A 26511-nucleotide genomic window follows, 5' to 3' on the forward strand; every position below is an offset into this window, starting at 1 on the left:
CTAAACCTCATCAATTGACTGACCAGCCAAAGCTTCACGGATAGACTTATCCATTCGGCGTGCGGCAAATTCCTGACTGGCCTTATCAGTTTTCTTAATACCTTGTTCAATTGCATTCGGATCTGTGCCTTGGCGCAGTTGAACAAGTTCCATCATTACGGCTTCCAGCTCGTCGCGCTCTTCTTTACTCAGCAGGGTGTCACCATCCTGAGCCAGCGCTGTAATCAAACCTTCCAGGACGCGATCCGCTTCAACCTGTTGCTCAGCCAGGGCTCGGGCATCTTTATCATCCTGCGCATAAGTCATCGAATCCCGGATCATTGTCGCGATTTCGTCATCAGTAAGACCGTATGACGGTTTCACCTGGATCGAAGACTGAACTCCGCTGCTCTTTTCCATCGCGGTCACTGACAGCAAGCCGTCAGCATCAACCTGATAGGTTACGCGAATGTGGGCAGCACCGGCAGCCATTGCCGGAATACCATGCAGGGCGAAACGGGCCAGCGAACGACAGTCGCTCACCATCTCACGCTCACCTTGCACAACATGGACAGACATTGCGGTCTGGCCATCCTTGAACGTCGTAAACTCCTGAGCACGGGCAACAGGAATTGTCGTGTTACGTGGAATGATTTTCTCAATCATGCCACCCATGGTTTCAATACCCAATGACAGCGGGATAACATCCAGCAACAGCATGTCAGAATCAGGCTTGTTACCTGCCAGGATATCAGCCTGAATAGCGGCACCGATTGCTACTACCTGATCCGGGTCGATAGAAGTCAGCGGCGCTTTGCCAAAGTAATTACCAACCATTTCGCGTACCAGAGGAACACGGGTAGAACCACCGACCATCACAGTTTCGATCACTTCGTCGATCTCAATACCGGCGTCCTTAATAGCACGACGACATGCCATCAGGGTTTTCTTAACCAGCGACTGGATCAGAGCCTCAAACTGCTCACGAGTAATCGCACCTTGCCAACCCAGCACATCAATCTGTGCTTCATTGGCGTCTGTCAGGGCAATTTTTGCTTCTGTGGCAGCATCTTGCAGAGTGCGTCGCTGCTGTGCAGTCAGCTCACTGTCCATGCCAGCCTGTTCAGCAATCCATTCAGCCAGCAGGTGGTCAAAGTCATCACCGCCAAGCGCTGAATCACCACCGGTCGCCAGTACCTCGAACACACCTTTTGACAGACGCAGGATCGAAATATCAAACGTACCGCCACCCAGGTCGTAAACAGCAATTACGCCTTCCTGACCAGAATCCAGGCCATAAGCAATCGCAGCGGCAGTCGGCTCATTCAACAGACGCAGCACATTCAGGTTCGCCAACTTGGCCGCATCTTTAGTACCGGCACGCTGGGCATCATCGAAATAAGCAGGAACCGTGATAACAACACCTTCCAGCTCGCCGCCCAAAGTATCTACTGCGCGTTCCGTCAGAGATTTAAGGATTTCAGCTGACACCTGTACCGGGTTTACCGCACCACTGCGAGTAACCAGCTGCGGCAGGCCGTTATCTGTCGCCTGATACTGGTAAGGCAGTTTCGGGTAGCGCTGCTGAATATCAGCCAGTGAACGCCCCATCATGCGCTTAACAGAAATAATGGTGTTCTCCGGATCCTGCTGAGACAGGTTCTTAGCATCATGACCAGTCAGCACGGCCTCTTCGCCAAAATGCACAACCGACGGCAGAATCGCACGGCCCTGCTCATCTTTTAACGTTTCCGGAACGCCGCTGCGTACTGCAGCCACGAGAGAGTTGGTAGTACCCAGATCAATACCCACCGCCAGCTTATGTTGGTGCGGTGCAGCACTTAGACCTGGTTCAGCAATCTGTAACAGTGCCATTATCGTTCCTGTGGAATTTATGCTGGAATAATTAGTCGAGAAGAGTCTCTTCCAGACGTTCAACTTCTTCGCGCAGCTTATCAATAAACTTTAGCTTACGCACGGCATCGGTCGCCTGTTCCCAGCTTTCTTGATTTAACAATTGCTCAAGGCCCGCGAGCTGTGACTTGTATAGTGCTGATGCCTGCTGTTCAAAGTCAAACAACGCACTTTCTGGATCACTGGCATCTGGAATATCTTCCAGTGCTTCCCGCAGTTCCATCTGCTGCATTAAAAACTCAGGGTCCTGCAATGTCTTACTTTCGCCACGAATATCAAAGCCGTTTTCCGACAACATATATTCTGCACGGGAAATCGGGTTCTTCAGGGTCTGGAAGGCATCATTAATCTGCGCCGCTTTCTGCATGGCCATCATGCGGTCACGTTCAGAAGAGGTCGCAAAATTATCTGGGTGGAAACGACGTTGCAGTTCCCGGAACTGAGTCGAAAGAAGGCTACCATCCAGTTTGAATTGGAAAGGTAGCCCGAAGAGTTCGAAATGATTCATATCGCAATCAGTATCTGTAAAGACAGAATCTAAAATGACCGAACCTGACTACACCAAAGACCGGAGCAATCAGGTTCGATTGAAATAGCGATTAGACGTTGAAGCTTTCACCGCAACCGCATTCACTTGAAACGTTCGGGTTGTTGAACTTAAAGCCTTCATTCAGCCCTTCTTTGGCAAAATCCAGCTCTGTACCGTCGAGATAAAGCATACTTTTCGCATCTACGATGATCTTGATGCCCTTCTCTTCGAATACCTGATCCCCTTCATCGAGCTCATCAACGAACTCAAGGACATATGCCATACCTGAACATCCTGAAGTGCGAACACCTAAACGCAGGCCAATGCCTTTGCCACGGCTTTCAAGGAAAGTAGCTACGCGACTTGCCGCCGCTTCAGTAATAGTAATGGCCATACAACAACCCTCTGGAATTAATTAGTTTCTTCGTGTTTCTTCTTGTAATCAGTCACTGCCGCTTTAATTGCATCTTCTGCAAGAATTGAGCAGTGAATTTTTACAGGTGGTAGCTCAAGCTCTTCAGCAATTGCTGAGTTCTTGATTGCAGCAGCCTCATCCAGAGTCTTACCCTTCACCCATTCAGTGATTAGCGAGCTTGATGCGATCGCTGAACCACAGCCATAGGTTTTGAACTTCGCGTCTTCGATAATGCCTTCTTCAGTTACTTTGATCTGAAGTTTCATTACGTCACCGCAGGCCGGTGCACCCACCATGCCGCTACCGACATTTTTGTCACTCTTATCAAATGAGCCCACGTTGCGCGGGTTCTCATAGTGATCGATTACTTTTTCACTGTATGCCATGATAATTTCCTCGAATACTTATGACCGCAAGAATTAGTGGTGCGCCCACTCGACTGTGTTCAGGTCAATACCTTCTTTATACATATCCCACAATGGAGACATTTCACGCAATTTATCTACCGCACCGCGGATTTGAGAAACAGCGTAGTCTACTTCTTCTTCTGTCGTGAATCGACCGAAAGAGAAGCGAATTGAGCTGTGTGCCAGTTCATCGTCCAGACCCAGCGCACGCAGTACGTACGAAGGCTCCAGGCTTGCAGAAGTACATGCAGAACCGGAAGATACAGCCAGATCTTTCAGAGCCATCAGCAGTGATTCACCTTCAACGAAAGCAAAGCTGATGTTCAGGTTATTTGGCAGGCGCTGTTCCAGATCGCCATTAATGGTCATCGCTTCGATGCCCTCAAGGCCTTTCAGCATACGGTTACGTAGTGAAAGTGCATGCTGGTAGTCCTGGTCCATTTCTTCTTTGGCAATGCGGAACGCTTCACCCATACCGACGATCTGGTGAGTAGCCAGTGTACCAGAACGGAAACCACGCTCATGGCCGCCACCGTGCATCTGAGCTTCCAGGCGAATACGAGGCTTACGACGAACGTAAAGCGCACCAATACCTTTAGGACCGTAAATTTTGTGTGCTGACAGAGAAATCAGATCAATCTTCATTTCCTGAACATCAATTGGCAGCTTACCCGCTGACTGAGCAGCATCAACATGGAAAACCACTTTCTTTTCGCGGCACATTTCACCGATAGCCGCGATGTCCTGGATCACACCGATTTCGTTGTTCACGTGCATGATAGAAACCAGAACAGTGTCTTCACGCATAGCATCGCGCAGCTTAGCCAGATCGATCAGACCGTTTGCTTCCGGCTCCATGTAGGTCACTTCGTAACCTTCACGTTCTAGCTGACGGCATGGGTCAAGAACCGCTTTGTGTTCTGTCTTACAGGTAATAACGTGCTTACCTTTTTTGCCGTAGAAGTGCGCAGCACCTTTAATAGCCAGGTTGTCAGATTCCGTTGCGCCTGACGTAAAGACGATTTCACGAGGGTCTGCATTCAGCAGATCCGCGATTTGTTCACGTGCCGTATCGACTGCTTCCTCTGCCTGCCAACCAAAACGGTGAGAGCGCGATGCCGGGTTACCAAAAGTGCCATCCATAGTCAGGCATTGCATCATTTTTTCGGCAACACGGGGATCTACTGGGCAAGTAGCGGAATAATCAAAATATATTGGCAGTTTCATCTTCTTCTCCGAAACACGGACGTCTGGACTTTAGGAGCGAACATCGACACCTATAGTGGCGTTGTCGTGTGTTGTTTTATTTCCAAATGACGTTTTATTTAGTGTCTGATCCTGACGATCAGAAATTTCTTGTACGTCATTGTCTTGCATCAACTCACCAAGAGTGATGTTGTTTAAAAAGCCGCTGATACGGGAGCTCAGATCACGCCACAGTGTGTGTGTCAGACAACGTACGCCGCCCTGACAGTCACCTTTTCCATGACACTTGGTAGCATCAACCGATTCATCAACAGCCGCAATCACCATCCCAACCGCAATATCGTTCGCATCTTCACCCAAACGGTAACCACCGCCCGGGCCACGAACACTGGCTACCAAGCCAGCCTTACGCAGGCGGGAGAAAAGCTGTTCCAAATAAGACAGTGAAATACCCTGTCGCTCTGAAATATCAGCCAGAGGGACAGGACCATCTTGAGAATGCAGTGCCACGTCCAACATGGCCGTTACTGCGTATCTTCCTTTTGATGTCAATCTCATAACACACCGCTACCCACTTACAATGTATGGAAGCAGTGTCGCATACCCGACTAAAACGGTCAAGTATTTACCTGACTATTTTACTCAGACTTTTAACCATGTGGACTTTGTGTCTACTTATCGCGATTTTCTAGCGATTTTTCGACTGAGGATAAGATACCACGCAGAATATTCAGTTCTTGCTGTTCAGGCCGGGCTCGGGTAAATAGTCGACGAAGCTTCGCCATTACCATTCCCGGGTGATTCTTATTTATAAATCGGGTCTGCCTAGTTACTTTTTCAAGGTGTTCATAGAACATTTCCAGCTCTTTAACGCGAGGGTATTCTTCCACCTTGTTATCACCGGCATGCTTTTGCTGCTCCAAGAAAGCCATGCGGACCTCATAGCTGACGGTCTGAACCGCCATAGCCAGGTTCAATGAACTGTATTCTGGGTTGGCAGGAATATACACATGGCAGTGACATTTTTGCAGCTCTTCATTGGTCAGGCCGGTACGCTCCCGACCAAACAGAATAGCCACATTGTGACTACCCGCTTCTGCGATAGCCTTAATGCCACACTCACGAGGATCAAGTTGAGGCCACTCCAGAGTACGAGAACGTGCACTGGAACCAACAACCAAGCCACAATCAGCAATCGCTTCATCCAGTGTTGCGACAATCTTAGCGTTTTCAACTATGTCTGCAGCACCTGCTGCTAAGGCATAGGACTTCTCATCAATTTCACAGGCTGGATCGACCAATACCAGATTTGTCAGCCCCATTACTTTCATAGCCCGAGCTGCCGAGCCGATATTGCCCGGATGAGACGTTCCTACCAGAACAACACTGATTTTATCTAACATGTAGTAGCTATTTTCCGATGAATTCTTAAAGCGCTAGGATTTTATCACAGCCTCCTCAAAAAGGTAGGAAACATGTAAAAACATTATATGTATGACTATAAAATCGACCACGCCGAAAAAATAACCACTTCCTTTTTGCCCTAGCTCTGATATACTCGCCGCCGCTTTTTAGTTCTTTAACATCCGTTGGGAAGATCCTATGCATCCGATGCTTAATATCGCCATTCGTGCTGTACGAAAGGCTGGTGACCATGTCATTAAATCTCTAGAAAAACCTCAAGCAATTGAAGTTGCTAACAAAGGTAATGATGTTGTTACCAACATCGATCATGAAGCAGAAGCTATCATTATCGAGACTATCCTTAAGTCTTACCCTGATCACTGCATTATTGCAGCTGAAAGCGGTAACAAAGAAGGTAAAGACAAAGAGTGTCAATGGATCATCGACCCACTGGATGGCACCAAAAACTTCGTTCGCGGTCTACCTCACTTCGCTATCTCTGTAGCCCTGCGCATGCGCGGCCGTACTGAGATTGCTGCGGTTTACGACCCGGCTCGTAACGAACTGTTCACTGCAACACGCGGCTCAGGCGCTCAGCTAAACAGCCAGCGTATCCGTGCTTCTCAGCCACGTGACCTGACAGGTACAACTCTGGCTACAGCTCTTCCATTTGCTGCTAAACAGCACTCTGAAAGCTATATTAAGATCCTGAACGCACTGTTTGTTGAGTGTGACGACATGCGCCAGTCTGGCTCTACTGCTCTGGATCTTTGCTACGTTGCTGCTGGCCGTGTAGACGGTGCATTCAAGCTAGGTCAAAAGCCTTGGGAAATTGCAGCTGGTGAACTGATCGCTCGTGAAGCTGGTGCTATCTGTACTGACTTTACCGGTAACACTAACTACATGGCTTCTGGCAACATCGTTGCTGGTAACGCTCGCGTAGTTAAACCAATGCTGGCGAAAATCCGTGAAAACGGTAGCGAAGCACTGACTAAGTAATCGCTGATTACTCTGCCAGAACAAAGCCCTGCCGGCTCAGCCAGCGGGGCTTTTTGTTATCTATCGTTCTAATATTGCTTAAGCAATATCCCCTTCATGACGCCCTATGATACTGTATGTCTATTCAATAGACCGTCGTCTATGTCTCAACATTATCAATAGGTACCACAATAATGCTTTCTGTAAAAAAGCGCGTTTTTCCCTTTTACGCACTATTCACACTCTCAGTCATGCTGGTTGGCGGATGCAGCAAACACTATGAAACCGTAAAAGAAATCCCGTTTGCCGATGAAAACTTTCGTGCCTGTGTATTAAAAACTGGCGAAGTCTACCCGGAAGATATCGTCGAGTTGGACTGCCGGGACAGCAATATCCACTCAGCCAATGAAGTTCAGTACTTTGAAAACCTGCGCGAACTGACACTAAGTAGTAACGATCTGGAAGAGCTGGACCTGTCTAACAATCCGGAGCTTAGAGTGCTGAACCTTAGCAATAATGAACTACACACTCTGGATTTGTCGGAAAACGAAATCATTCGAGAAGTACAGTTAAATAACAACGAGCTGGAAAGCATTGTACTTAGCGAACAAAGTAAGCTGGAAAAGCTGGATCTGAACTCTAACAATCTGGAAAAACTGAATGTCACAGAACTGCCAAATCTGAAAGGCCTGTTCGTTGCATACAATGAGCTGACTCAGCTGGATATCTCCAAAAACCCTAAGCTGGCAGAACTGAATGTAATGAAAAACCAACTGGAAAGCCTGGATCTTTCAAACAATAAAAGGCTGACAATGCTTCAGGAGAAAGGCAATAAAATGAACGGCGGTAAACAACGCCCGGCCAGCGAGTGGTCATCTCGCTAAATCACATAAAACAGAACAAAAAACGGAGCCATGTGGCTCCGTTTTTTATTAAAGTTCTGATGCCGACTTAAGGCATTGCATCGAACTCTTCACCTTCTTTGTCTACCTGCGGCGGCATCAGGTGCTCACGGGTAATACCCAGTTTCAGCGCCAGAGCAGAAGCCACGTAGATAGATGAGTAAGTACCAACAGTGATACCAATCAGCAATGCAGCAGCAAAGCCGTGGATCATACTACCGCCCTTCAGGAACAGGGCAATAACCACGAACAATGTGGTTGCAGACGTGATCAGGGTACGACTCAGAGTCTGAGTGATTGAGCTGTTCATGATCTCAGCCGGCTCACCCTTACGCATCTTACGGAAGTTTTCACGGATACGGTCGAATACAACGATGGTATCGTTGAGCGAGTAACCAACAACCGTCAGCAGGGCTGCCACAATCGTCAGGTCGATTTCGATCTGAGTGAACGAGAAGATACCGATTGTAATGATAACGTCGTGCGCCAGTGCCATAACCGCACCAGCAGCCAGACGCCACTCGAATCGGATCGATACGTACATCAGGATACAGATCAACGATACCAGAATTGCCAGACCACCAGCTTCAGCCAGTTCGTCACCCACATTCGGGCCAACAAACTCGATACGACGCATTTCAACGTTCTGGCCGGTACCGACTTTCAGGGCATCGATGATCTGGTTGCCCAGCTTCTCACCCTTCATGTCTTCACGTGGCTGCAGGCGAACCATAACGTCACGTGCTGTACCGAAGTTCTGTACAATCGCATCACCAAAACCGGCCACTTCCAGTGACTCACGGATTTGTTTCAGATCTGCCGGCTGCTCAAAGCCCACTTCGATCAAAGTACCACCGGTAAAGTCCAGACCCCAATTCAGTTTCTGGGTCGACACGGTAGCGATAGCCGCAACAATCATAATTGCCGAAAGCAAGAAAGCCCCTTTCGACCAACGCATAAAGTCGATCACTTTATCCGCTTTCAATATTTGAAACATTTCAGCGTCTCCTTAGATCGACAGTTTATCTACGCGCTTACCGCCGTAGATAAAGTTAACAACTGCACGGGTACCGACAATCGCAGTAAACATTGATGTCAGGATACCGATCGACAGCGTTACCGCGAAACCTTTGATTGCGCCCGTGCCCACCGCAAACAGGATGATTGCAGTGATCAGCGTAGTGATGTTGGCATCGGCAATGGTACTAAATGCGTTCGCGTAACCTTGCTGAATCGCATGCTGAGGACTGCGGCCCTCACGAAGCTCTTCACGGATACGCTCGAAGATCAATACGTTGGCATCGACTGCCATACCTACCGTCAATACGATACCGGCAATACCCGGCAGGGTCATGGTTGCGCCAGGCACCATAGACATCACACCGATGATCAGAATCAGGTTCATACCCAGAGCCATATTGGCAATCAGGCCGAACTTACGGTAGTAAACCAAGGTAAACAACATTACCGCGATCATGCCCCAGATACAGGCCTGAATACCCATGTCGATATTCTGCTGACCCATAGAAGGACCAATGGTACGTTCTTCAACGATTGAAATCGGTGCAATCAGCGCACCAGCACGCAGTAACAGCGCCAGGTTGTGAGCTTCTGCCTGAGAGTCGATACCGGTAATACGGAAGTTACGGCCCAGAGCTGTCTGAATCGTTGCCTGGTTAATCACTTCTTCGTGTTTTTCCAGAAGCACTTTACCGTTAGGATCGCGTTCGCCACTGTCTTTGTATTCAGTGAAGACTGTTGCCATCAACTTACCCACGTTGTTACGTGAGAAGGCAGTCATCTTGCTGCCGCCTTCGCTGTCCAGCGAGATATTTACCTGCGGACGACCGTATTCATCGGCACTTGAGCTTGCATCTGTGATGTGAGCACCAGACAGGATCACACGCTTCTTCAGTACAACCGGACGCTGGTCACGAGTAAATTTCACTTCGCTGCCCGGTGGTACACGACCAGAAGCCGCTGCTGCCAAGTCAGCAGCGCTGTCTACTTCACGGAATTCCAATGTTGCGGTTGCACCCAGAATTTCTTTCGCACGAGCTGTATCCTGAACACCCGGCAGCTCAACCACGATACGGTTGGCACCCTGGCGCTGAACCAATGGCTCGGCAACACCCAGTTCGTTAACACGGTTACGAAGGATGGTAATGTTCTGGTCTACCGCATAGTTGCGAATTTCTTTCAGACGAGCATCGGTAAACTGTGCAGACAGAATGAAGCGACCGTTGCTGTCATTGTCGGTAAACAGCATGTCCGGGTGAAGCTTAACAAGTGCAGCTTTAGCTTGTGACAACTGCTCGGCATTACGCAGGCGAACTTCAACGGTAGAATCCGTTTTGCTGATCGCACGGTAGCGGATTTTCGCCTCACGCAATTCAGTACGGAAAGTTTCTTCCTGCTGACCCAGAAGCTTGTCCATCGCGGCGTCCATATCAACTTCCATCAGGAAGTGCACACCACCACGCAGGTCAAGACCCAGTTTCATTGGTGTTGCGCCGATAGATTCCAGCCAGTCAGGAGTTGAAGCAGCCAGGTTAAGAGCAACAACATAGTCGTCGCCAAGCTGTTCATTAAGAATATCGCGGGCACTGATTTGCGTATCAGTATCGTTAAAGCGGACCAGTACAGTACCGTTTTCGAAAGCGACAGATTTGTAAGAGATGTGATTTTGTTTTAAATCTTCGGTGACAGCATCCAGCGCAGCCATATCTACCGAGGCGCCACGCGCCCCGGAGATTTGAATTGCCGGATCTTCACCGTAAACATTGGGAAGTGCGTAAAGCAAACCGATGATCAGTGCAAACACCACCATCAGGTTCTTCCACAAAGGATAACGGTTTAACACTGCTATGATCCTTCAGAGCAAATTTTTACAGAGATTTCATTGTGCCTTTAGGCAAAACAGCAGAAACGAAATCTTTCTTGATAGTAACTTCATTAGTGTCATTCAGAGCGATCACAATGTAGTCGTTATCTTCAGAAATCTTAGAGATTTTACCAACCAGACCACCGTTAGTTAGCACTTCATCACCTTTTGACATCGAAGACATCAGGTTCTTGTGCTCTTTAACGCGTTTTGCCTGTGGACGATAAATCATGAAGTAAAAAATTACAGCGAACAGGCCAAGCATGATGAAAAGCTGCATGCTGCCACCCTGTGGTGCGCCTTCAGCTGCTGCGTGTGCTTGAGAAATAAGACTCATTTACTAACGTCCTCGTTTATTTGTTGTCATTCAGTGGTGGAACTTCACGGTCACGACGCGCGTAGAATTCTTCTACAAATGCATCGAAACGATCTTCTTCAATCGCCTTACGGATACTAGCCATCAAACGTTGATAGTAACGTAAGTTATGGATTGTATTAAGACGCGCACCCAGGATTTCATTACACTTATCCAGGTGATACAGATACGCCTTGGTGTAATTGCGACAAGTGTAACAGTCACAATGCGGATCAAGAGGGGTTGTATCTGTTTTATGTTTCGCATTACGGATCTTGATCACACCGCCAGTCACAAACAGGTGGCCATTACGGGCATTTCGGGTAGGCATTACGCAGTCGAACATATCGATACCGCGACGAACACCTTCCACCAGATCCTCAGGCTTACCAACACCCATCAGGTAACGTGGCTTGTCTTCAGGCAGTTGCGGACAAGTGTGCTCCAGGATACGGTGCATGTCTTCCTTCGGCTCACCTACAGCCAGGCCGCCTACCGCGTAACCGTCGAAACCAATATTAGTCAGGCCTTCAACAGAAACATCGCGCAAGTCTTCATATACACTACCCTGTACGATGCCGAACAGTGCATTTTTGTTACCAAGTTTATCAAAATGGTTACGGCTACGCTGAGCCCAGCGCAGTGACATTTCCATCGACTTCTTAGCTTCATCGTGTGTCGCCGGGTATGGCGTACACTCGTCGAAGATCATAACGATGTCAGAACCCAGGTCTTTCTGAATTTCCATCGACTTTTCTGCGTCCATGAAAATCTTGTCACCGTTTACCGGGTTACGGAAATGTACGCCTTCTTCGGTGATCTTACGGATATCACCCAAGCTGAATACCTGGAAGCCGCCTGAATCAGTCAGGATAGGGCCCTGCCACTGCATGAAGTCATGCAGGTCACCGTGCATTTTCATTACTTCCTGACCCGGGCGTAGCCACAGGTGGAAAGTATTACCCAACAGGATCTGAGCACCGGTATCTTTTACTTCTTCCGGAGTCATACCCTTTACGGTACCGTAAGTACCAACAGGCATGAATGCTGGCGTTTCAACAGTTCCACGTTCAAACTGCAGGCGACCGCGACGGGCGCGTCCCTGAGTTTTATCTAATTCAAATTTCACAAAGCCTCCAAAAGCCAGAGAAACAATCTGACATTACACTCAGTACAAAAGGCCAGTTGCCTGATGTACGCTTTTCTCGCCACGCTTAACAAGCCTAGCGGAAGAAACTCAAACTGTGGCATAACGTATTTCGTTCATACCACTTTTTTATCTGTGCTATAGAGCCGACAAAGGCTGCAATTTTAACAAAAGCAGCCTTAAGAGACACTGACTTAGCAATCTAAGTTCAATTTACTTCATTTTGCGGGTAACAAACATCGAATCACCATAGCTAAAGAAGCGGTATTTATTCTCTACCGCCTGACGATAGGCATTCATAGTGTGTTCGTAACCAGCAAAGGCACTGACCAGCATGATCAGTGTTGATTCCGGTAGGTGGAAGTTAGTTACCAGTACATCCACCAGCTGGAATTCATAACCAGGGAAGATGAAGATATCGGTATCACCGAAAAACGGTTTCAGCTCAGTGCCTTTTTTCACGGCATCCTGTGCCGCACTTTCCAGCGAACGCACCGACGTCGTACCTACTGCGATAATGCGGCCACCGCTGGCCTTGGTTTCATTAATCGCAGCAACCACTTCTTCAGGTACTTCAACATACTCGGCGTGCATGTGGTGCTCTTCAATGCTGTCGACACGAACCGGCTGGAATGTACCGGCACCAACGTGCAGGGTAACAAACGCAAACGAAGCGCCTTTAGCCTTAATCGCGGCCAGGATTTCTTCGTCGAAGTGCAGACCGGCAGTCGGAGCTGCAACCGCGCCAGGCTTAGCATTGTAGACAGTCTGGTAGCGCTCTTTGTCGGCATCTTCATCCGGACGGTCAATATAAGGAGGAAGCGGCATGTGGCCAACATCTTCCAGAATTTCCAGCACGGTTTTGTCACTGTTGAAGCGAATTTCAAACAGCGCATCATGACGAGCTACCATCTCTGCCTGATATTCATCATTTTCACCCAACAGCAGCTCTGTGCCCGGCTTAGGTGATTTTGAACACCGAACGTGAGCCAGAATGCTCTTGTCATCCAGCATACGCTCTACAAGAACTTCTAATTTACCGCCCGAAGCCTTGCGACCAAAAATACGCGCCGGGATCACACGGGTGTTGTTAAACACCAGCAGATCACCAGGCTGAACCAACTCAAGGATATCTTTAAAACCTTTATGTTGAACTTCACCGGTATCACCGGTCAGCTGAAGCAAACGGCTGGCAGTACGCTCAGGTTGCGGGTAACGAGCAATCAGCTCATCTGGAAGGTCAAAGTGGAAATCAGAAACTTGCATCATTCGGGCCCTAAATTACAGCAGGCAGCTAGTATATGCTGCCTTACTGCAATATCAAGCAAAGATGATTTCTGATTAGTGATGAAGCGATAAGCATCAGACTATCGATAAAATACGCCGACGCCAGTAACCAACTATAATCAGCCCTAGCATACCACCTCCGCCAATATACCCCCCGCCATCACCGGAAGAAGAAGAAAAATCAACAGCAATACCGGCATTACTGTAATCACGGGTAAAAGGATTTGTTACAAAAACCGGCGTTGGCTGAGTATTAACAGCCGCACCGACTTCCTGCTCAATCCAGCCCTGGTAATTCACCACTTCGGTATAAACGCCAGGCAGACTTCCAGCACACCCCTGACCAAAACTGACTATGCCAACCAAACGAAGACCAAAGTCACTGTCACTAGAAGCCTGTGGGTCCTGCCAGACTAATGGTCCGCCGGAATCACCAAAGCAACTATCCCTTCCTATTGAAGGAGATACAGAGCCAGCACAGAGAAAAATCGGGTAATCAGAAGGGCTGATATTGGATCCCCACTGAGCATCACACGTAGTATCAGGCACCCCAGAAAGCAGCGTCTGTTTTAATCGAGTACTGTTTGAACCTGAATCATTGGGATCCGTCGCGCCCCACCCTGAAACCAGCAGGTTCGGCACCCGCTCAGCGTTAGCAACCCATCCGTTTGCAAATTCATTATCAACCCGACTCCTGTTCACGGCTTCTTCTATCAACATTTTTATCGGTACAGCCGTATCAGGCAGAGAGTCAGCCAGTTTCAGAATCGCTATATCATTAGCAAACCTGGCTGAATTGTAAGAAGGGTGGATAACAAACTCACTGACAGACACAACATTACGAGAATTAAAACTGAACAAGCTAACGTCTCCTGCCCAGACTTTGATATTTTGCGTCGTCACAGTCTCTGAACCATTACGCAGACAGTGTGCCGCAGTTAACACAACATCCTGACTTATGACCACTCCACCACAAACAAAGGTACTCCGACTGCCATTTTCATCAATAAACGTCATATTCAGATAAGCCTGCCAGGGCAGTTCACTTACAGCCGAATCAATACCACCAACGATTTTCGCCGTCACACTGTTATTTAACGCCTCATTGGAGAAATTTTGCTGGTCTGCAAGGGGGGTATCCTCTGCGCTCACTAACGGAGCAGCAAGGAAATAGGTGCATATTGATAATGATAACAACAACCGAAACAGTAACTTACACATCAAGTCATACCTTCTGGGAATGTTGTACATTGATTATATGACACATTCTCAGTGTTAACCGGAAATAAACAAAAATGAAACAGAATAACAACTGGTAAAAATTTTGATTCCGGTCATATGTAGTCAGCGTAAGATTAGCTACATTCAAAATGCAGTGAGATGAAATAAGTGAGTGAACAATAAATGGATTAATTCAGCAGTCGCTACGGAGGTTTATATGTTTACAGTTGCTGACATGATGACACCGCATCCGCATACCCTAACCTCAACCCAAACTTTGGCTGACGCAAAGAAACTCATGGAAGACAAAGGAATACACCACGTTCCAGTTACAGATAAAGACAACCACTTAGTTGGCCTGGTCAGCCAGCGAGATATCCTTTCCGCGCAGGAATCCAGCGTGGAACAGGTACATAAATCTACCTTTATCTCCGCTTTGGATATTCCGCTGGAACAATGCATGCACCGCAGCCTGTTCAGTGTTGAGCCCAAAGCAGGCCTGAAGGAAGCAGCCCTTTACATGCAGAAGCATAAAATCGGTTGTTTGCCTGTACTACTACACAACAAACTGGTCGGTATAATTACCGATTCGGATTTTGTCGCAATCGCAATTAACTTGCTGGAAATTCAGGAAGAAGTGGAGCCGACAGAAACAGAAAGCAATGAAACAGGTTTATATTAGTAATTCATGAATTTTCTGGCACACCTGCACCTTGCCGATCGCTGCCAAAGCCATCTGGCGGGTAATTTACTGGCTGATTTTGTCCGGGGGGATCCTTATGTGCGCTATGAGCGTCCGGTCGCTGACGGAATCAAGCTACATCGCTTTGTTGACAGCTACATTGATGCCATGCCGGAAGTCCTCTGCTGCCGGCAGCGGTTTTCACCGGAGACACGAAGGGTTAGCGGCATTGCGCTTGATATCACCTGGGATCACTTTCTGGCTAAACACTGGGAGCACTACCACCACCAGCCATTAACCGTCTTTGTCGAGCTGGCACAAAACCAGGTAGAACAATTTCAGGACAACCTGCCTGACAACTACCGCCAGACAATAGCAAGAATGTGGCAGTACCAGTGGCTATTACAGTACAGAGAACGCACAACTATCACCACGGCACTGGAGCGAATGGCGCAACGACGTCCGAAGCTGTACCAACTGGCTAACTGCCCGCCGTTTATCGCACAGCATTACGACTTCTTCGAACAACAGTTTGCAGCCCTTTACCCGCAAATTATTAAGGCAGCCGAAGCTTTTCGCTCACAGCAATAAAATCATCCTTTGCATATAAACAACCACTACTGCCACCCCAAATAAAAGAAGGGAGCGCATTGCGCTCCCGAACCATAACAGAAGTTATGTATCACATCATACCCTGTAGCAACCTACAGTTAACCCAATAAATAACAACAATTAGCTAGGGTGATTCCGTTTAAAACTGATCTTCCTCAGTGGAGCCGGTCAGCGCTGTAACTGAAGACTGACCGCCCTGAATGGTATTGGTCATCTTATCGAAGTAACCTGTACCGACTTCCTGCTGGTGAGCCACAAAGGTATAGCCCTTATCAGCCGCAGCAAACTCAGGACGCTGCACCATATCCACATAATGCTTCATACCTTCACCCTGGGCATAGGCATGAGCCAGCTCAAACATGTTGAACCACATATTGTGGATACCCGCCAGAGTAATGAACTGGTACTTATAGCCCATATCCGACAGCTCCTGCTGGAACTTGGCAATGGTCTCAGCATCCAGGTTTTTCTCCCAGTTAAATGAAGGCGAGCAGTTATAAGCCAGCAGCTGATCCGGATACTGAGCATGAATCGCTTCTGCAAACTTACGAGCCTCTTCCAGACAAGGCGTCGCCGTTTCACACCAAATCAAATCAGCATAAGGCGCATATGCCAAACCACGGGCAATCGCCTGGTCGATACCGGCACGGACACGATAGAAACCTTCTGCTGTACGCTCACCCATAATGAAGTCTTTATCATACGGGTCGCAGTCTGAAGTCAGCAGATCAGCCGCATTGGCATCGGTACGGGCAATAACCAGCGTAGTTGTTCCGGCAACGTCAGCAGCCAGACGCGCGGCAACCAGTTTCTGCACCGCTTCCTGGGTAGGAACCAGTACCTTACCGCCCATATGACCACATTTTTTCACCGAGGCCAGCTGATCTTCAAAGTGAACACCCGCCGCACCGGCATCAATCATGTTACGCATCAGCTCGTAAGCATTAAGCACACCACCGAAACCCGCTTCTGCATCCGCAACAATTGGCAGGAAGTAGTCGATACCGTCTTCCGGTGTAACACCATTAGACCACTGGATCTGATCCGCGCGACGGAAAGAATTGTTAATGCGTTTAACCACCGCAGGTACAGAATCGACCGGATACAGAGACTGGTCTGGATACATACTTGACGCCGTGTTGTTATCCGCTGCCACCTGCCAGCCAGACAAATAAATCGCTTCAATACCGGCTTTCGCCTGCTGAACGGCCTGACCGCCGGTCAGCGCACCCAGACAGTTCACGTACCCTTTTTTCGCCGAACCATTGACCAGTTCCCAAAGCTTATCCGCACCACGCTGTGCGATGGTGTTAGCCGGAGCAAACGAACCTCGGAGGTTAATCACCTCTTCCGCAGTGTAAGTACGCTTAACGTTCTTCCAACGTGGATTCTCAGCCCAATCCTTTTCAAGCGCTTCGATTTGTTGCTGGCGAGTCAATGTCATAATGATGTCCCTCGTTTCATTTGGCGATAGTCCGCTTAACGTCTCCGTTATCGGTCAACTTCTTCTTAAGGCTTCCAGGCCCTGCCAAAACCCCGACATGCAGAGGCCTTTCTCTTCTCTCTAAATTCTCCTGCTACTGCAGGTACTCATATCCCGGTAGTGTCAGGAAGTTCACCAACTCATCACTGGTAGTCAGCTTTGACATCAGCGTGGCGGCTTCCCGATAGCGTCCCTGGCTGAACACCTCACTGCCAAGCTCCTGCTCAAGCACTATCATTTCTTCTTCCAGCATTTGCTCAAACAGCGTTTTCGTCACTACCTCACCGTTACTCAACGCTTTACCGTGTTTTATCCACTGCCAGATTGACGCTCTGGATATCTCGGCTGTTGCCGCATCTTCCATCAATCCATAAATCGGCACACACCCATTACCGGAAACCCAGGCTTCGATATACTGAACCGCAACACGAATGTTATGGCGCATGCCTTCATCGGTTCGTTCACCGTCACATGGCTCAAGCAGATCTGCTGCCGTGACCGGCGCATCTTCTCCCCGACTTATATCCAGCTGGTTATTACGTGCACCCAGCGCATCGTCAAACACGGCCTTGGCTGTATCGGCCAACCCCGGATGGGCAACCCATGTTCCGTCATGACCATTGTTTGCTTCCAGCGACTTATCGGTCTGAATTTTATTCAGCACCCAGGCATTACGCTCTGGCTCTTTGGACGGGATAAATGCCGCCATTCCCCCCATCGCAAATGCACCGCGACGGTGGCATGTTTTCACCAATAAGCGCGAATAGGCATTGAGGAAGGGTTTATCCATAGTCACGACCTGACGATCCGGCAAAATCCGGTCCGGATGGTTCTTCAGTGTCTTGATGTAGCTGAAAATGTAATCCCAGCGACCACAGTTAAGGCCTACGATATGATCTTTGAGGTGATACAGAATCTCATCCATCTCAAATACCGCCGGTAATGTTTCAATCAACACCGTTGCCTTGATAGTGCCTCGCGGCAGGCCAAATTCATCTTCAGTAAAACTAAAGACATCATTCCACCAGGCAGCTTCCTGATGGGCCTGCAACTTAGGGATATAAAAATACGGGCCGCTTCCTTTTGCCAGTAACTGTTTGTAGTTATGGTAAAAGTACAAAGCAAAATCAAATAAAGATCCGGGGATAGGTTCTCCGTTCCAGAGCAGGTGTTTTTCAGGCAGGTGAAGACCACGAACACGGCAGATCAATACTGCGGGGTTGTCATTAAGCTGATACTCCTTGCCGGATTCCGGGTGGGTGTAAGAAATGGTACCGTTAACGGCGTCACGCAGATTTCGCTGTCCGTCCAGAACAGCATCCCAAGCCGGAGCAAATGAATCTTCAAAGTCCGCCATAAATACTTTTACATTGGCATTTAAGGCATTGATCACCATCTTACGATCGACAGGACCTGTTATTTCCACTCGGCGATCCTGAAGATCTTCAGGAATATTCCGGATCGTCCAGTTCCCTTCTCGGATGTCCGCCGTTTCAGGAAGAAAGTCCGGCAGTGCACCGGCATCAATCGCTTTCTGGCGCTCTTCCCGAGCAGCAAGAAGCTCAGGGACTCGCGAGGAAAATCGTTGAACCAGTCGCCCAACAAACTGCAGCACGTCATCATTTAAGATCTCTTTCTGCTGCTCTGTCAGTTGTGCCTGCAAAGTCAATTCACTTTGCTGAACGGGTGGAGTATTTCTGTCCATTTCCTACGCTCCCTTCAGTTTGTAACTTAATCACCACTTTTATTAGTAGTCATTATTCATCCATATTAGCAAACGGTTCCTTTAACATTTTGCTTACATTGCCGAAGCAAATAAATAAATGCAAATATGCCGCCTCAATCACCTGACGTTAAAAACCAGCAATAACATTTTAAATCAAACACTTAAATAAAGTAGAGCTATAACTCAAAACACTGAATTAAAACAAATTCCAGCAAAATGCTCGGTTTTTAGCCATTTTTATCCACCAGCCCAAAAATGTAACCACTTACGTAATTTAATTACACAAAGTACCCTTGTGAATATTGGGGTTAAATAGTGTTTGAAACACAACCCTAACCGTAAATATGAATATTGAAGAATAAAAAACAATCACTTAAGCATCGAATATGCATTTGATTTATACAAACACGATGCATTTTGTTACTCAATCAATTTCATTTATTCGCAAAGCGAAACAGAAAAAGTCTACAAACCGGTATGGTTTTTACTGGTGCTGCAAGGTTGGGAAATATCGGGAAAGACAAAAAGAGTGGAATAAAGTGCTGACAACGCAGGGAAACGGTCAGCACGATAAGAAAAGGGCTATAGAAGCTCCCGAACAATCTCGGCCAAGCGATTAAATGTACGAACCCGGCTGGATGTCGGACGCCATACCAGACCAATTTCGCGATATGACTCCTGACCCGGCGGATCAATGATAACCAAGTTCTGATTATCCAGTAAGCCGTGATCAATCGCCATCTGTGGAATGAAAGTCGTCCCCAAACCATTGGCAACCATCTGAACTAATGTGTGCAAACTGGTAGCCGTAAACGGGTTGATCTTCTCTTTAGTCGTCAATTTACAGGCAGAAACAGCATGCTCAGTCAGACAGTGCTCTTTCTCCAAAAGGAAAACGGATTCATCCGGCAGATCAGCATAACGCAGCGGGACACTGACGCTTTCAGCTTGGAGCTTGCTGATCACCATCTTAAATGCGTCACGGCCTACTACCTGACTGTGCATACCGTTCACTTCCATCGGCAAAGCCAGAATCAGTACATCCATCTCGCCATTACGCAAAGCCGTCAGCAAGTTTGCCGTAGTATCTTCACGCAATAACAAATGCAGGTTCGGGTGAAGGCGGTTTACCTCCTGAACCAAATCGCACAAAAGGAATGGGGCAATGGTCGGGATACAGCCGATCCGCAACTGCCCTTCCATACCATCTCCGGTACAGTTGGACAATTCCATCAAATCCTGGCTGCGAGCCAGCAGTTCACGACTGCGCACCACGACATCTTCACCGGTAGAGGTAAAGACCAGGGATTTGTTATCTCTTTCTATTAGCTGACAACCAATCAACTCTTCCAAATTCTGGACACCAGAACTCAGCGTCGACTGGCTGACAAAACATTTCTTTGCCGCTTCACCAAAGTGCCGAGTTTCAAACAAAGTCACCAGATAATGCAGCTGTTTAAGGGAGGGAAACTTGTTCATCGTATTTTTCGATTACATCAATCTATTTATTCCGCTTTTTCCAATTTATCAGTTTAGCTATAGTTTGTCTCGTCCAAACACGGAGGCTAACCAAGTAGTTAGCAGGTAACCGAATTTTTCAGGAGCAACCAAATGGTACTAGTAGGTCGTCAAGCACCAGATTTTACTGCTGCAGCTGTTCTAGGTAACGGCGAAATCGTTGAAAACTTCAACTTCGCAGAATTTACAAAAGGTAAAAAAGCGGTAGTTTTCTTCTACCCACTAGACTTCACTTTCGTATGCCCATCTGAGCTAATTGCTTTTGACAAGCGCTTCGAAGATTTCCAGGCAAAAGGTGTTGAAGTAATTGGTGTTTCTATCGATTCTCAGTTCTCTCACAACGCATGGCGTAACACTGCGGTTGAAGACGGCGGTATCGGTCAGGTTAAGTACCCACTAGTTGCTGACGTTAAGCACGAAATCTGTAAAGCTTACGACGTTGAGCACCCAGAAGCAGGCGTAGCTTTCCGCGGTTCTTTCCTAATCGACGAAGACGGTGTTGTACGTCACCAGGTAGTTAACGACCTGCCTCTTGGCCGTAACATCGATGAGATGCTGCGCATGGTTGACGCCCTGAACTTCCACCAGAAGAACGGTGAAGTTTGCCCTGCACAGTGGGAAGAAGGTAAAGCTGGTATGGATGCATCTCCAAAAGGTGTTGCTGCATACCTGTCTGAGCACACTGAAGACCTGTAATTCTTCGCCAACGAAGAGTTAACAACACCATGCTCACGGTGTTGAGGTAAAAGAACGCAATAGCGTAAAGCCAAAGTCAGCCAACTTGGCAAAAAAATAATGAGGCCCGGACACACCGGGCCCTTTTTATATCTGCACTAATCTCGCCTCTCAATTATCCTCCCTCCTGTCGCCAGCTCTAAAACAATCCATTACACTGCCTGTACGTTCCCAACCATAATCCGTTCCTATGCTTAACCACCTCGAAGTTTGTATTGATAACATCGAATCTCTCCACTACGCGCAGCAAGGTGGTGCTACCCGTATTGAGCTATGCTCGTCCTTGGCACTTGGGGGGCTGACCCCGAGCTTTGGCTTTATGAAGCAGGCAGCCCGCACCGCGAACATTCCTGTCTATGCCATGATTCGTCCGCGCCAGGGCGATTTTCTGTTTAACGACGATGATGTCGAAATTATGCTGGCCGACATTCACGCGGCCCAAAATGTCGATTTGCAGGGCGTTGTAGTTGGCGTATTGAATGCACAGGGAGAAGTCGATACCGATATTCTCCGTAGTCTAATGAAAGAAGCTCAGGGCTTAGGTGTGACTTTCCACCGCGCTATTGATCAGTGTGTCGACCCTTTTACCGCCCTTGAGAACATCATGAGCGCAGGATGTGAGCGCGTACTTACTTCTGGATTGCAGGCTAATGCATTGTCCGGTGCAGATACCATTGCGGAAATGGTTCAGTTCTGTGGTGATCGCCTGAACATTATGGCGGGAGCTGGTGTCACAGCGAATAATGTAGCGGAAATCATAAGTAAAACCGGAGTGAAAGAAGTTCATCTTTCAGGTAAAACCACCCGCCCAAGCATGATGATTAACTATTCCAAACATGCTTATATGGGCAATGCCGATGTTGATGATTTCAGTGTTCCTGTTACCTCAGCAGAGAAAGTGAAGGCCGTTTTAAAAGCTCCGCAATAACCACATAAAATAAGAGCCTGCAAATGCAGGCTCTTTCCGTTCTGGCTATTATTACCAACCAATCACATTATCTGTTGGATGTGGAAGCCTTTGCGCTTTGGTAGGTTCATAATCAAAACGATAGGCTGCTTTATCACACGTTTTCTCTGCTATTCTTTTTTCCGGATTCAATAAATAAGCAGTGGTACTCTGATCAATACAATCAATGCCGGTATAACTAAATGCATGATCAACATGATTATTGATTGTAACCAACGAACCAACATCACCAAAACTGTTCTTCATTTCTTGAGCCCAGATGTAAGGTGTCGCCGGATCATATTGACCACCAATAATTAAGATTTGCTTCCCTCTTAGGGATATATCCATATCTACTACAGAAGCAACAGGATCACGTTGAGCAGTCCACCCCTTACACAAATTACCGTGTTGAGAGTAAGTCAATGTTCCATATAGTGATGAAGCATGAACAAAGCGATCAAGGGATGCTTCAATATCTGCATCACTTAACGGCGTTCTTTCATCAGTACAAACAACAGCTTTAAATAATGCATTGCCCCTTAACATATCCTCGTAATTTGAGTCGAAGTTATAACTGTAGCCATTAGACAAAACACTCAAAAGCCACTTCAGGCTATTTACACGATCATAATCCAATAAACTAGTCACACCAGATTCCACATAAGACCAATCACCAGAAGACTCTCTTGCAACAGTCAGGTTCATAGCCAATGCACCTTCTTTTGAAGTCAAAACTCCATCAGATGCTTGATAATTATATTCAGGAGCAGCAAACAACTGATTAACTATATTTTGATAACGATTATTACGTATTTCATTATGCCCTAGTCGATAATCAGCGATTTTTTCATAACCGGCGGCATTACCTGTGCGTATTTCAATATTATTTGCGGCTGTTGGTGACATTGGCGCATCCAAAACTATGGCACGCACTCGATCAGGAAATGTATGCGCATATAGAGAACCAAGACGAGTACCGTATGAATATCCTAAGAAAGTCAGCTTCTCGTCACCAAGACGTTGGCGCAACCTATCGATATCTTTAACAACCGAATTACTCCCTAAGTAAGGTGCCACTTGCTGATAAGTTGCGTCACAATTACCACTCCCCTGCTTTTCAGCAACTGCACATTGCGTTAGCTCCCGGGCAAACGCACTCTGCCCAGTACCTCGAGGATCGATTCCGACAATGTCAAAACGATCCAGTATTTCCTGCGGTAAATTATCTGCAGCCATACCCGCAGCACCATGTACTGCTTCTGCACTAGGCCCACCAAAATTAAGAATTAATGCACCAATTCGATTAGCTGGGTCCTCCGCTTTATGAACACCATAAAAAATATCTACCATCTCTCCATTTGGATTAGCGTAGTCTTTTGGTGCACTCATAAAGTCACATGTCATATTTTGCGGGCAGGCTTTGTCGATAATACTTTCTCGACTGGCGGCAAACTGATTATTATCACTTTCATTACAACCTACGAGTAAGACACATGTGATTAACCCTGACATTAGTTTATGCATTATTTTTCCTTAAACATTATTGTTATATTTACGGCTATTACGGGCGCCGGATAAACCAGATGCATACAATCACCATATGAACAAGCACTCAATAATACCCATCACATATATTGCATTCCTGACAAGAATTTAACGTTCGTACCCCCAATTCAGTGTTTTTCCTCCATATATCCTCCAAACGCATTACTATTAAAAAGATACGAAGCTGCGAAACAGCCAAGGAAATGGAGTGATGTATGGGCAGTAAGAAACTCAAAAAGAAAGACTACGAGAAAGAACTTGAACGATTGCAGGTCGAGTTGGTCAAGCTTCAGGAATGGATAAAGCACTCGGGCATGAAGGTTCTCGTCATCTTTGAAGGACGAGATGCGGCAGGAAAAGGCGGAGTGATCAAACGTATTATTGAAAAATTGAACCCGCGGGTATGCCGGATTACAGCCCTGTCAAAACCAACGGAAAAAGAAAAAACACAATGGTATTTCCAGCGCTATGTTGCTCATCTACCGTCTGCTGGCGAAATGGTGCTGTTCGATCGCAGTTGGTACAACCGGGCCGGAGTGGAAAAAGTCATGGGTTTTTGTACTGATGAAGAATACGATGAGTTTCTCCGCTCCTGCCCTGAATTCGAACGCATGTTGCAACGTTCGGGTATCATCATCCTGAAATACTGGTTCTCCGTCTCCGACGAAATACAGGAAAAACGCTTTCTTGAACGAATTCACACCCCAGTAAAACGCTGGAAGTTCAGCCCGATGGACTTGGAATCCCGTGAGCGCTGGGCTGAGTATTCTGAAGCCAAAGACAAAATGTTTGCTTATACAGATACCAAGAACTGTCCGTGGTGGGTGGTGAACAGTGATGATAAAAAGAAAGCCCGCATCAACTGTATTTCACATTTGCTGTCGCATATTCCCTACGAAGAAATCCATTATCCTCACATCGAACTTCCGGAGATCAGCAAAGAAGGTTATATGCGACCGCCAATGGATACCCAAACCTTTGTCCCGGATCTGTTTGATAAAGATTAATAGTGCTAAAAATAAAAAATCCCAGCTGTGTTAGCCGGGATTTTTTTTATTGAATTAACAAGCCAAAGTCTTATTTCAAAAACTCTTCCAATTCGTCATGGCTGGTATGGCGAATGTCTTTACCTTTAACGAAATAGATAATGTACTCGCAAATATTCTGACAACGATCCCCAACCCGCTCAATTGATCGGGCAGACCACATAACCTGAAGCACATTCGGAATCGAGCGCGGATCTTCCATCATGTAAGTCATCAATTGGCGAATAATCGCTTCATATTCACGGTCGATACGATCATCTTCCTGATAGACGCGAATGGCCGCCTTCACATCCATCCGGGCAAAAGCATCCAGCACTTCATGCAGCATTCTGACAGCGTGAAGGCCCAGCGCCTCTAGCGAAACCAGCAGGTTATACTGCTTATTAGAAAAATTCTCCAGCGCCACCTTGGCAATGCTTTCGGCCACATCGCCAATGCGTTCGAGATCGGTAATCGTCTTGATAATTGCAATCACCAAACGTAAGTCACTCGCGGTTGGCTGACGCTTGGCAATAATACGGGTACAAGCTTCATCAATCGCCACTTCCATGGCATTTACTTTGTGATCGTCTTTAATCACCCGCCGGGCCAGCTCGTCATCCTGCTTGTGCATCGCTTTGAGTGAGTCCGCCAGTTGCTGTTCAACCAACCCTCCCATAGCTAATACATGGGTTCGGATGCTCTCTAACTCGGCATGAAACTGGCCGGAGATATGGCGACCCAGACTTAAATTATCCAACATGCTCCTGTTCCTTAACCGTATCGGCCAGTAATGTAATCTTCAGTTCGTTTCTCTGTCGGAGTGGTGAAAATGTCATTGGTATTCGCGTATTCCACCAGTTCCCCCATGTGCATAAATGCTGTGTTATCTGAAACCCTGGCTGCCTGCTGCATGTTATGGGTAACAATGATAACGGTATATTTGGTTTTCAGATCGTTAATCAGCTCTTCAATGGTCAATGTCGAAATCGGATCCAGTGCCGACGTCGGCTCATCAAGTAGTAACACTTCCGGCTCAATGGCAATGGCACGGGCAATCACCAGTCGCTGCTGCTGACCGCCGGACAAACCGAAAGCATTTTCATGCAGGCGATCTTTTACCTCATCCCATAACGCGGCACCGCGCAATGAGTTTTCGACCGCATCATCCAGTACCCGCCGCTCTTTGATCCCCTGCAGACGCAACCCATAAATCACATTTTCATAAATGGATTTCGGGAACGGATTCGGCCGCTGAAACACCATTCCGACACGGCGGCGCAAAGCTGCGACATCCACTTTACTGTCGTAAATGTTCTGGCCATGCAGCATGATTTTGCCTTCGACCTTACAGCCTTCCACCAGATCATTCATCCGGTTGATACAGCGCAGCAAGGTTGATTTACCACACCCTGACGGGCCGATAAATGACGTCACCTTCCCTTTGGCAATCCGCATATTGATATTAAACAGGGCCTGATGACTCCCGTAATGGAGATCCAGTCCTTCGATCGACATCGCCGTTTTGTCTTCGGGTAACGAAGTCAAATCTTCCGGCTGAAACAGGCCGATGGGCGAGTTAATTGAAAACATATCAGTCATGGGGTC

The 26511-nt window shown here is 47.4% G+C and carries 26 protein-coding genes; 7 read left to right on the forward strand and 19 right to left on the reverse strand.

Features of this window, described 5'->3' with window-relative positions; genetic code table 11:
- From hscA to trmJ, 7 genes are all read right to left on the reverse strand, one after another.
- Positions 1-1854, reverse strand: coding sequence for a Fe-S protein assembly chaperone HscA (gene hscA, locus AACQ93_RS13625; RefSeq protein ID WP_064605652.1), 1854 nt, complete (start codon positions 1852-1854; stop codon positions 1-3).
- A 31-nt stretch (positions 1855-1885) separates the two neighbouring features.
- The gene (hscB, locus tag AACQ93_RS13630) at positions 1886-2401 is read right to left on the reverse strand and encodes a co-chaperone HscB (RefSeq protein WP_064605654.1); all 516 of its coding nucleotides are present in this window, start codon (positions 2399-2401) and stop codon (positions 1886-1888) included.
- Positions 2402-2492: 91 nt separating this feature from the next.
- The gene (gene iscA / locus AACQ93_RS13635) at positions 2493-2816 is read right to left on the reverse strand and encodes an iron-sulfur cluster assembly protein IscA (RefSeq protein WP_064605656.1); all 324 of its coding nucleotides are present in this window, start codon (positions 2814-2816) and stop codon (positions 2493-2495) included.
- 17 nt (positions 2817-2833) lie between these two features.
- On the reverse strand, positions 2834-3223 hold the full coding sequence (iscU, locus tag AACQ93_RS13640) for a Fe-S cluster assembly scaffold IscU (protein ID WP_007466702.1): 390 nt from the start codon (positions 3221-3223) through the stop codon (positions 2834-2836).
- 33 nt (positions 3224-3256) lie between these two features.
- Positions 3257-4471: an IscS subfamily cysteine desulfurase gene (locus tag AACQ93_RS13645; RefSeq protein WP_007466703.1), complete on the reverse strand. Its 1215-nt coding sequence runs from the start codon at positions 4469-4471 to the stop codon at positions 3257-3259.
- A 30-nt stretch (positions 4472-4501) separates the two neighbouring features.
- Positions 4502-5008: a Fe-S cluster assembly transcriptional regulator IscR gene (gene iscR / locus AACQ93_RS13650; protein WP_007466704.1), complete on the reverse strand. Its 507-nt coding sequence runs from the start codon at positions 5006-5008 to the stop codon at positions 4502-4504.
- A 113-nt stretch (positions 5009-5121) separates the two neighbouring features.
- The gene (gene trmJ / locus AACQ93_RS13655; protein WP_007466705.1) at positions 5122-5853 is read right to left on the reverse strand and encodes a tRNA (cytosine(32)/uridine(32)-2'-O)-methyltransferase TrmJ; all 732 of its coding nucleotides are present in this window, start codon (positions 5851-5853) and stop codon (positions 5122-5124) included.
- Positions 5854-6052: 199 nt separating this feature from the next.
- Between trmJ and suhB the strand changes: the two genes are divergently transcribed.
- Both suhB and AACQ93_RS13665 read left to right on the forward strand, forming a co-directional pair.
- Positions 6053-6853: an inositol-1-monophosphatase gene (suhB, locus tag AACQ93_RS13660; protein WP_007466707.1), complete on the forward strand. Its 801-nt coding sequence runs from the start codon at positions 6053-6055 to the stop codon at positions 6851-6853.
- A gap of 173 nt (positions 6854-7026) precedes the next feature.
- Positions 7027-7716, forward strand: coding sequence for a leucine-rich repeat domain-containing protein (locus AACQ93_RS13665; RefSeq protein WP_064605658.1), 690 nt, complete (start codon positions 7027-7029; stop codon positions 7714-7716).
- 67 nt (positions 7717-7783) lie between these two features.
- On the opposite strand, the gene secF is transcribed toward AACQ93_RS13665, so the two are convergent.
- The 6 genes from secF to AACQ93_RS13695 all read right to left on the reverse strand — a co-directional run bounded on the left by secF (position 7784) and on the right by AACQ93_RS13695 (position 14628).
- Entirely contained in the window at positions 7784-8731 is a 948-nt protein-coding gene (gene secF / locus AACQ93_RS13670; RefSeq protein ID WP_007466711.1) for a protein translocase subunit SecF, read from the reverse strand.
- Between the two features lie 12 nt (positions 8732-8743).
- Positions 8744-10597 carry a protein translocase subunit SecD gene (secD, locus tag AACQ93_RS13675; RefSeq protein ID WP_007466712.1) on the reverse strand — a complete coding sequence of 618 codons (1854 nt, stop codon included), beginning with the start codon at positions 10595-10597 and terminating at the stop codon, positions 8744-8746.
- 25 nt (positions 10598-10622) lie between these two features.
- Complete coding sequence (gene yajC, locus AACQ93_RS13680; RefSeq protein ID WP_007466714.1) at positions 10623-10955, reverse strand: preprotein translocase subunit YajC; 333 nt, start codon at positions 10953-10955, stop codon at positions 10623-10625.
- A gap of 16 nt (positions 10956-10971) precedes the next feature.
- Positions 10972-12102, reverse strand: coding sequence for a tRNA guanosine(34) transglycosylase Tgt (gene tgt, locus AACQ93_RS13685; protein ID WP_064605660.1), 1131 nt, complete (start codon positions 12100-12102; stop codon positions 10972-10974).
- A 231-nt stretch (positions 12103-12333) separates the two neighbouring features.
- Positions 12334-13386 (reverse strand): tRNA preQ1(34) S-adenosylmethionine ribosyltransferase-isomerase QueA, encoded by a 1053-nt coding sequence (gene queA / locus AACQ93_RS13690; protein WP_064606722.1) that lies wholly within the window; start codon positions 13384-13386, stop codon positions 12334-12336.
- A gap of 96 nt (positions 13387-13482) precedes the next feature.
- On the reverse strand, positions 13483-14628 hold the full coding sequence (locus AACQ93_RS13695) for a S1 family serine peptidase (protein ID WP_064605661.1): 1146 nt from the start codon (positions 14626-14628) through the stop codon (positions 13483-13485).
- Positions 14629-14845: 217 nt separating this feature from the next.
- Here AACQ93_RS13695 and AACQ93_RS13700 point away from each other — a divergent pair, with 217 nt between their 5' ends.
- Together AACQ93_RS13700 and AACQ93_RS13705 are read left to right on the forward strand one after the other, a co-directional pair.
- Positions 14846-15310, forward strand: a complete 465-nt coding sequence (locus AACQ93_RS13700; protein ID WP_064605663.1) for a CBS domain-containing protein — start codon at positions 14846-14848, stop codon at positions 15308-15310.
- Positions 15311-15316: 6 nt separating this feature from the next.
- On the forward strand, positions 15317-15901 hold the full coding sequence (locus tag AACQ93_RS13705) for an acyl carrier protein phosphodiesterase (RefSeq protein WP_064605665.1): 585 nt from the start codon (positions 15317-15319) through the stop codon (positions 15899-15901).
- A 160-nt stretch (positions 15902-16061) separates the two neighbouring features.
- On the opposite strand, the gene aceA is transcribed toward AACQ93_RS13705, so the two are convergent.
- The 3 genes from aceA to AACQ93_RS13720 all read right to left on the reverse strand — a co-directional run bounded on the left by aceA (position 16062) and on the right by AACQ93_RS13720 (position 20610).
- Positions 16062-17366 carry an isocitrate lyase gene (aceA, locus tag AACQ93_RS13710; protein ID WP_064605667.1) on the reverse strand — a complete coding sequence of 435 codons (1305 nt, stop codon included), beginning with the start codon at positions 17364-17366 and terminating at the stop codon, positions 16062-16064.
- A 133-nt stretch (positions 17367-17499) separates the two neighbouring features.
- Complete coding sequence (aceB, locus tag AACQ93_RS13715) at positions 17500-19110, reverse strand: malate synthase A (RefSeq protein ID WP_064605669.1); 1611 nt, start codon at positions 19108-19110, stop codon at positions 17500-17502.
- A gap of 603 nt (positions 19111-19713) precedes the next feature.
- The gene (locus AACQ93_RS13720; RefSeq protein WP_007466731.1) at positions 19714-20610 is read right to left on the reverse strand and encodes a hydrogen peroxide-inducible genes activator; all 897 of its coding nucleotides are present in this window, start codon (positions 20608-20610) and stop codon (positions 19714-19716) included.
- A 132-nt stretch (positions 20611-20742) separates the two neighbouring features.
- Between AACQ93_RS13720 and AACQ93_RS13725 the strand changes: the two genes are divergently transcribed.
- Together AACQ93_RS13725 and AACQ93_RS13730 are read left to right on the forward strand one after the other, a co-directional pair.
- Positions 20743-21345 (forward strand): peroxiredoxin C, encoded by a 603-nt coding sequence (locus AACQ93_RS13725; protein ID WP_007466733.1) that lies wholly within the window; start codon positions 20743-20745, stop codon positions 21343-21345.
- A 229-nt stretch (positions 21346-21574) separates the two neighbouring features.
- The gene (locus tag AACQ93_RS13730) at positions 21575-22312 is read left to right on the forward strand and encodes a copper homeostasis protein CutC (RefSeq protein ID WP_064605671.1); all 738 of its coding nucleotides are present in this window, start codon (positions 21575-21577) and stop codon (positions 22310-22312) included.
- Between the two features lie 51 nt (positions 22313-22363).
- On the opposite strand, the gene AACQ93_RS13735 is transcribed toward AACQ93_RS13730, so the two are convergent.
- Positions 22364-23857: an alpha/beta fold hydrolase gene (locus tag AACQ93_RS13735; protein WP_064605673.1), complete on the reverse strand. Its 1494-nt coding sequence runs from the start codon at positions 23855-23857 to the stop codon at positions 22364-22366.
- Positions 23858-24093: 236 nt separating this feature from the next.
- Here AACQ93_RS13735 and ppk2 point away from each other — a divergent pair, with 236 nt between their 5' ends.
- The gene (gene ppk2, locus AACQ93_RS13740; protein WP_007466737.1) at positions 24094-24885 is read left to right on the forward strand and encodes a polyphosphate kinase 2; all 792 of its coding nucleotides are present in this window, start codon (positions 24094-24096) and stop codon (positions 24883-24885) included.
- A 70-nt stretch (positions 24886-24955) separates the two neighbouring features.
- On the opposite strand, the gene phoU is transcribed toward ppk2, so the two are convergent.
- Both phoU and pstB read right to left on the reverse strand, forming a co-directional pair.
- Positions 24956-25666 (reverse strand): phosphate signaling complex protein PhoU, encoded by a 711-nt coding sequence (gene phoU / locus AACQ93_RS13745; RefSeq protein WP_007466740.1) that lies wholly within the window; start codon positions 25664-25666, stop codon positions 24956-24958.
- Between the two features lie 11 nt (positions 25667-25677).
- The gene (pstB, locus tag AACQ93_RS13750) at positions 25678-26496 is read right to left on the reverse strand and encodes a phosphate ABC transporter ATP-binding protein PstB (protein WP_036800266.1); all 819 of its coding nucleotides are present in this window, start codon (positions 26494-26496) and stop codon (positions 25678-25680) included.
- Between the last annotated feature and the right edge of the window lie 15 nt (positions 26497-26511).

Origin of the sequence: Photobacterium sp. J15 (assembly GCF_963870815.1) — a bacterium.
Taxonomy (GTDB): domain Bacteria; phylum Pseudomonadota; class Gammaproteobacteria; order Enterobacterales; family Vibrionaceae; genus Photobacterium; species Photobacterium marinum.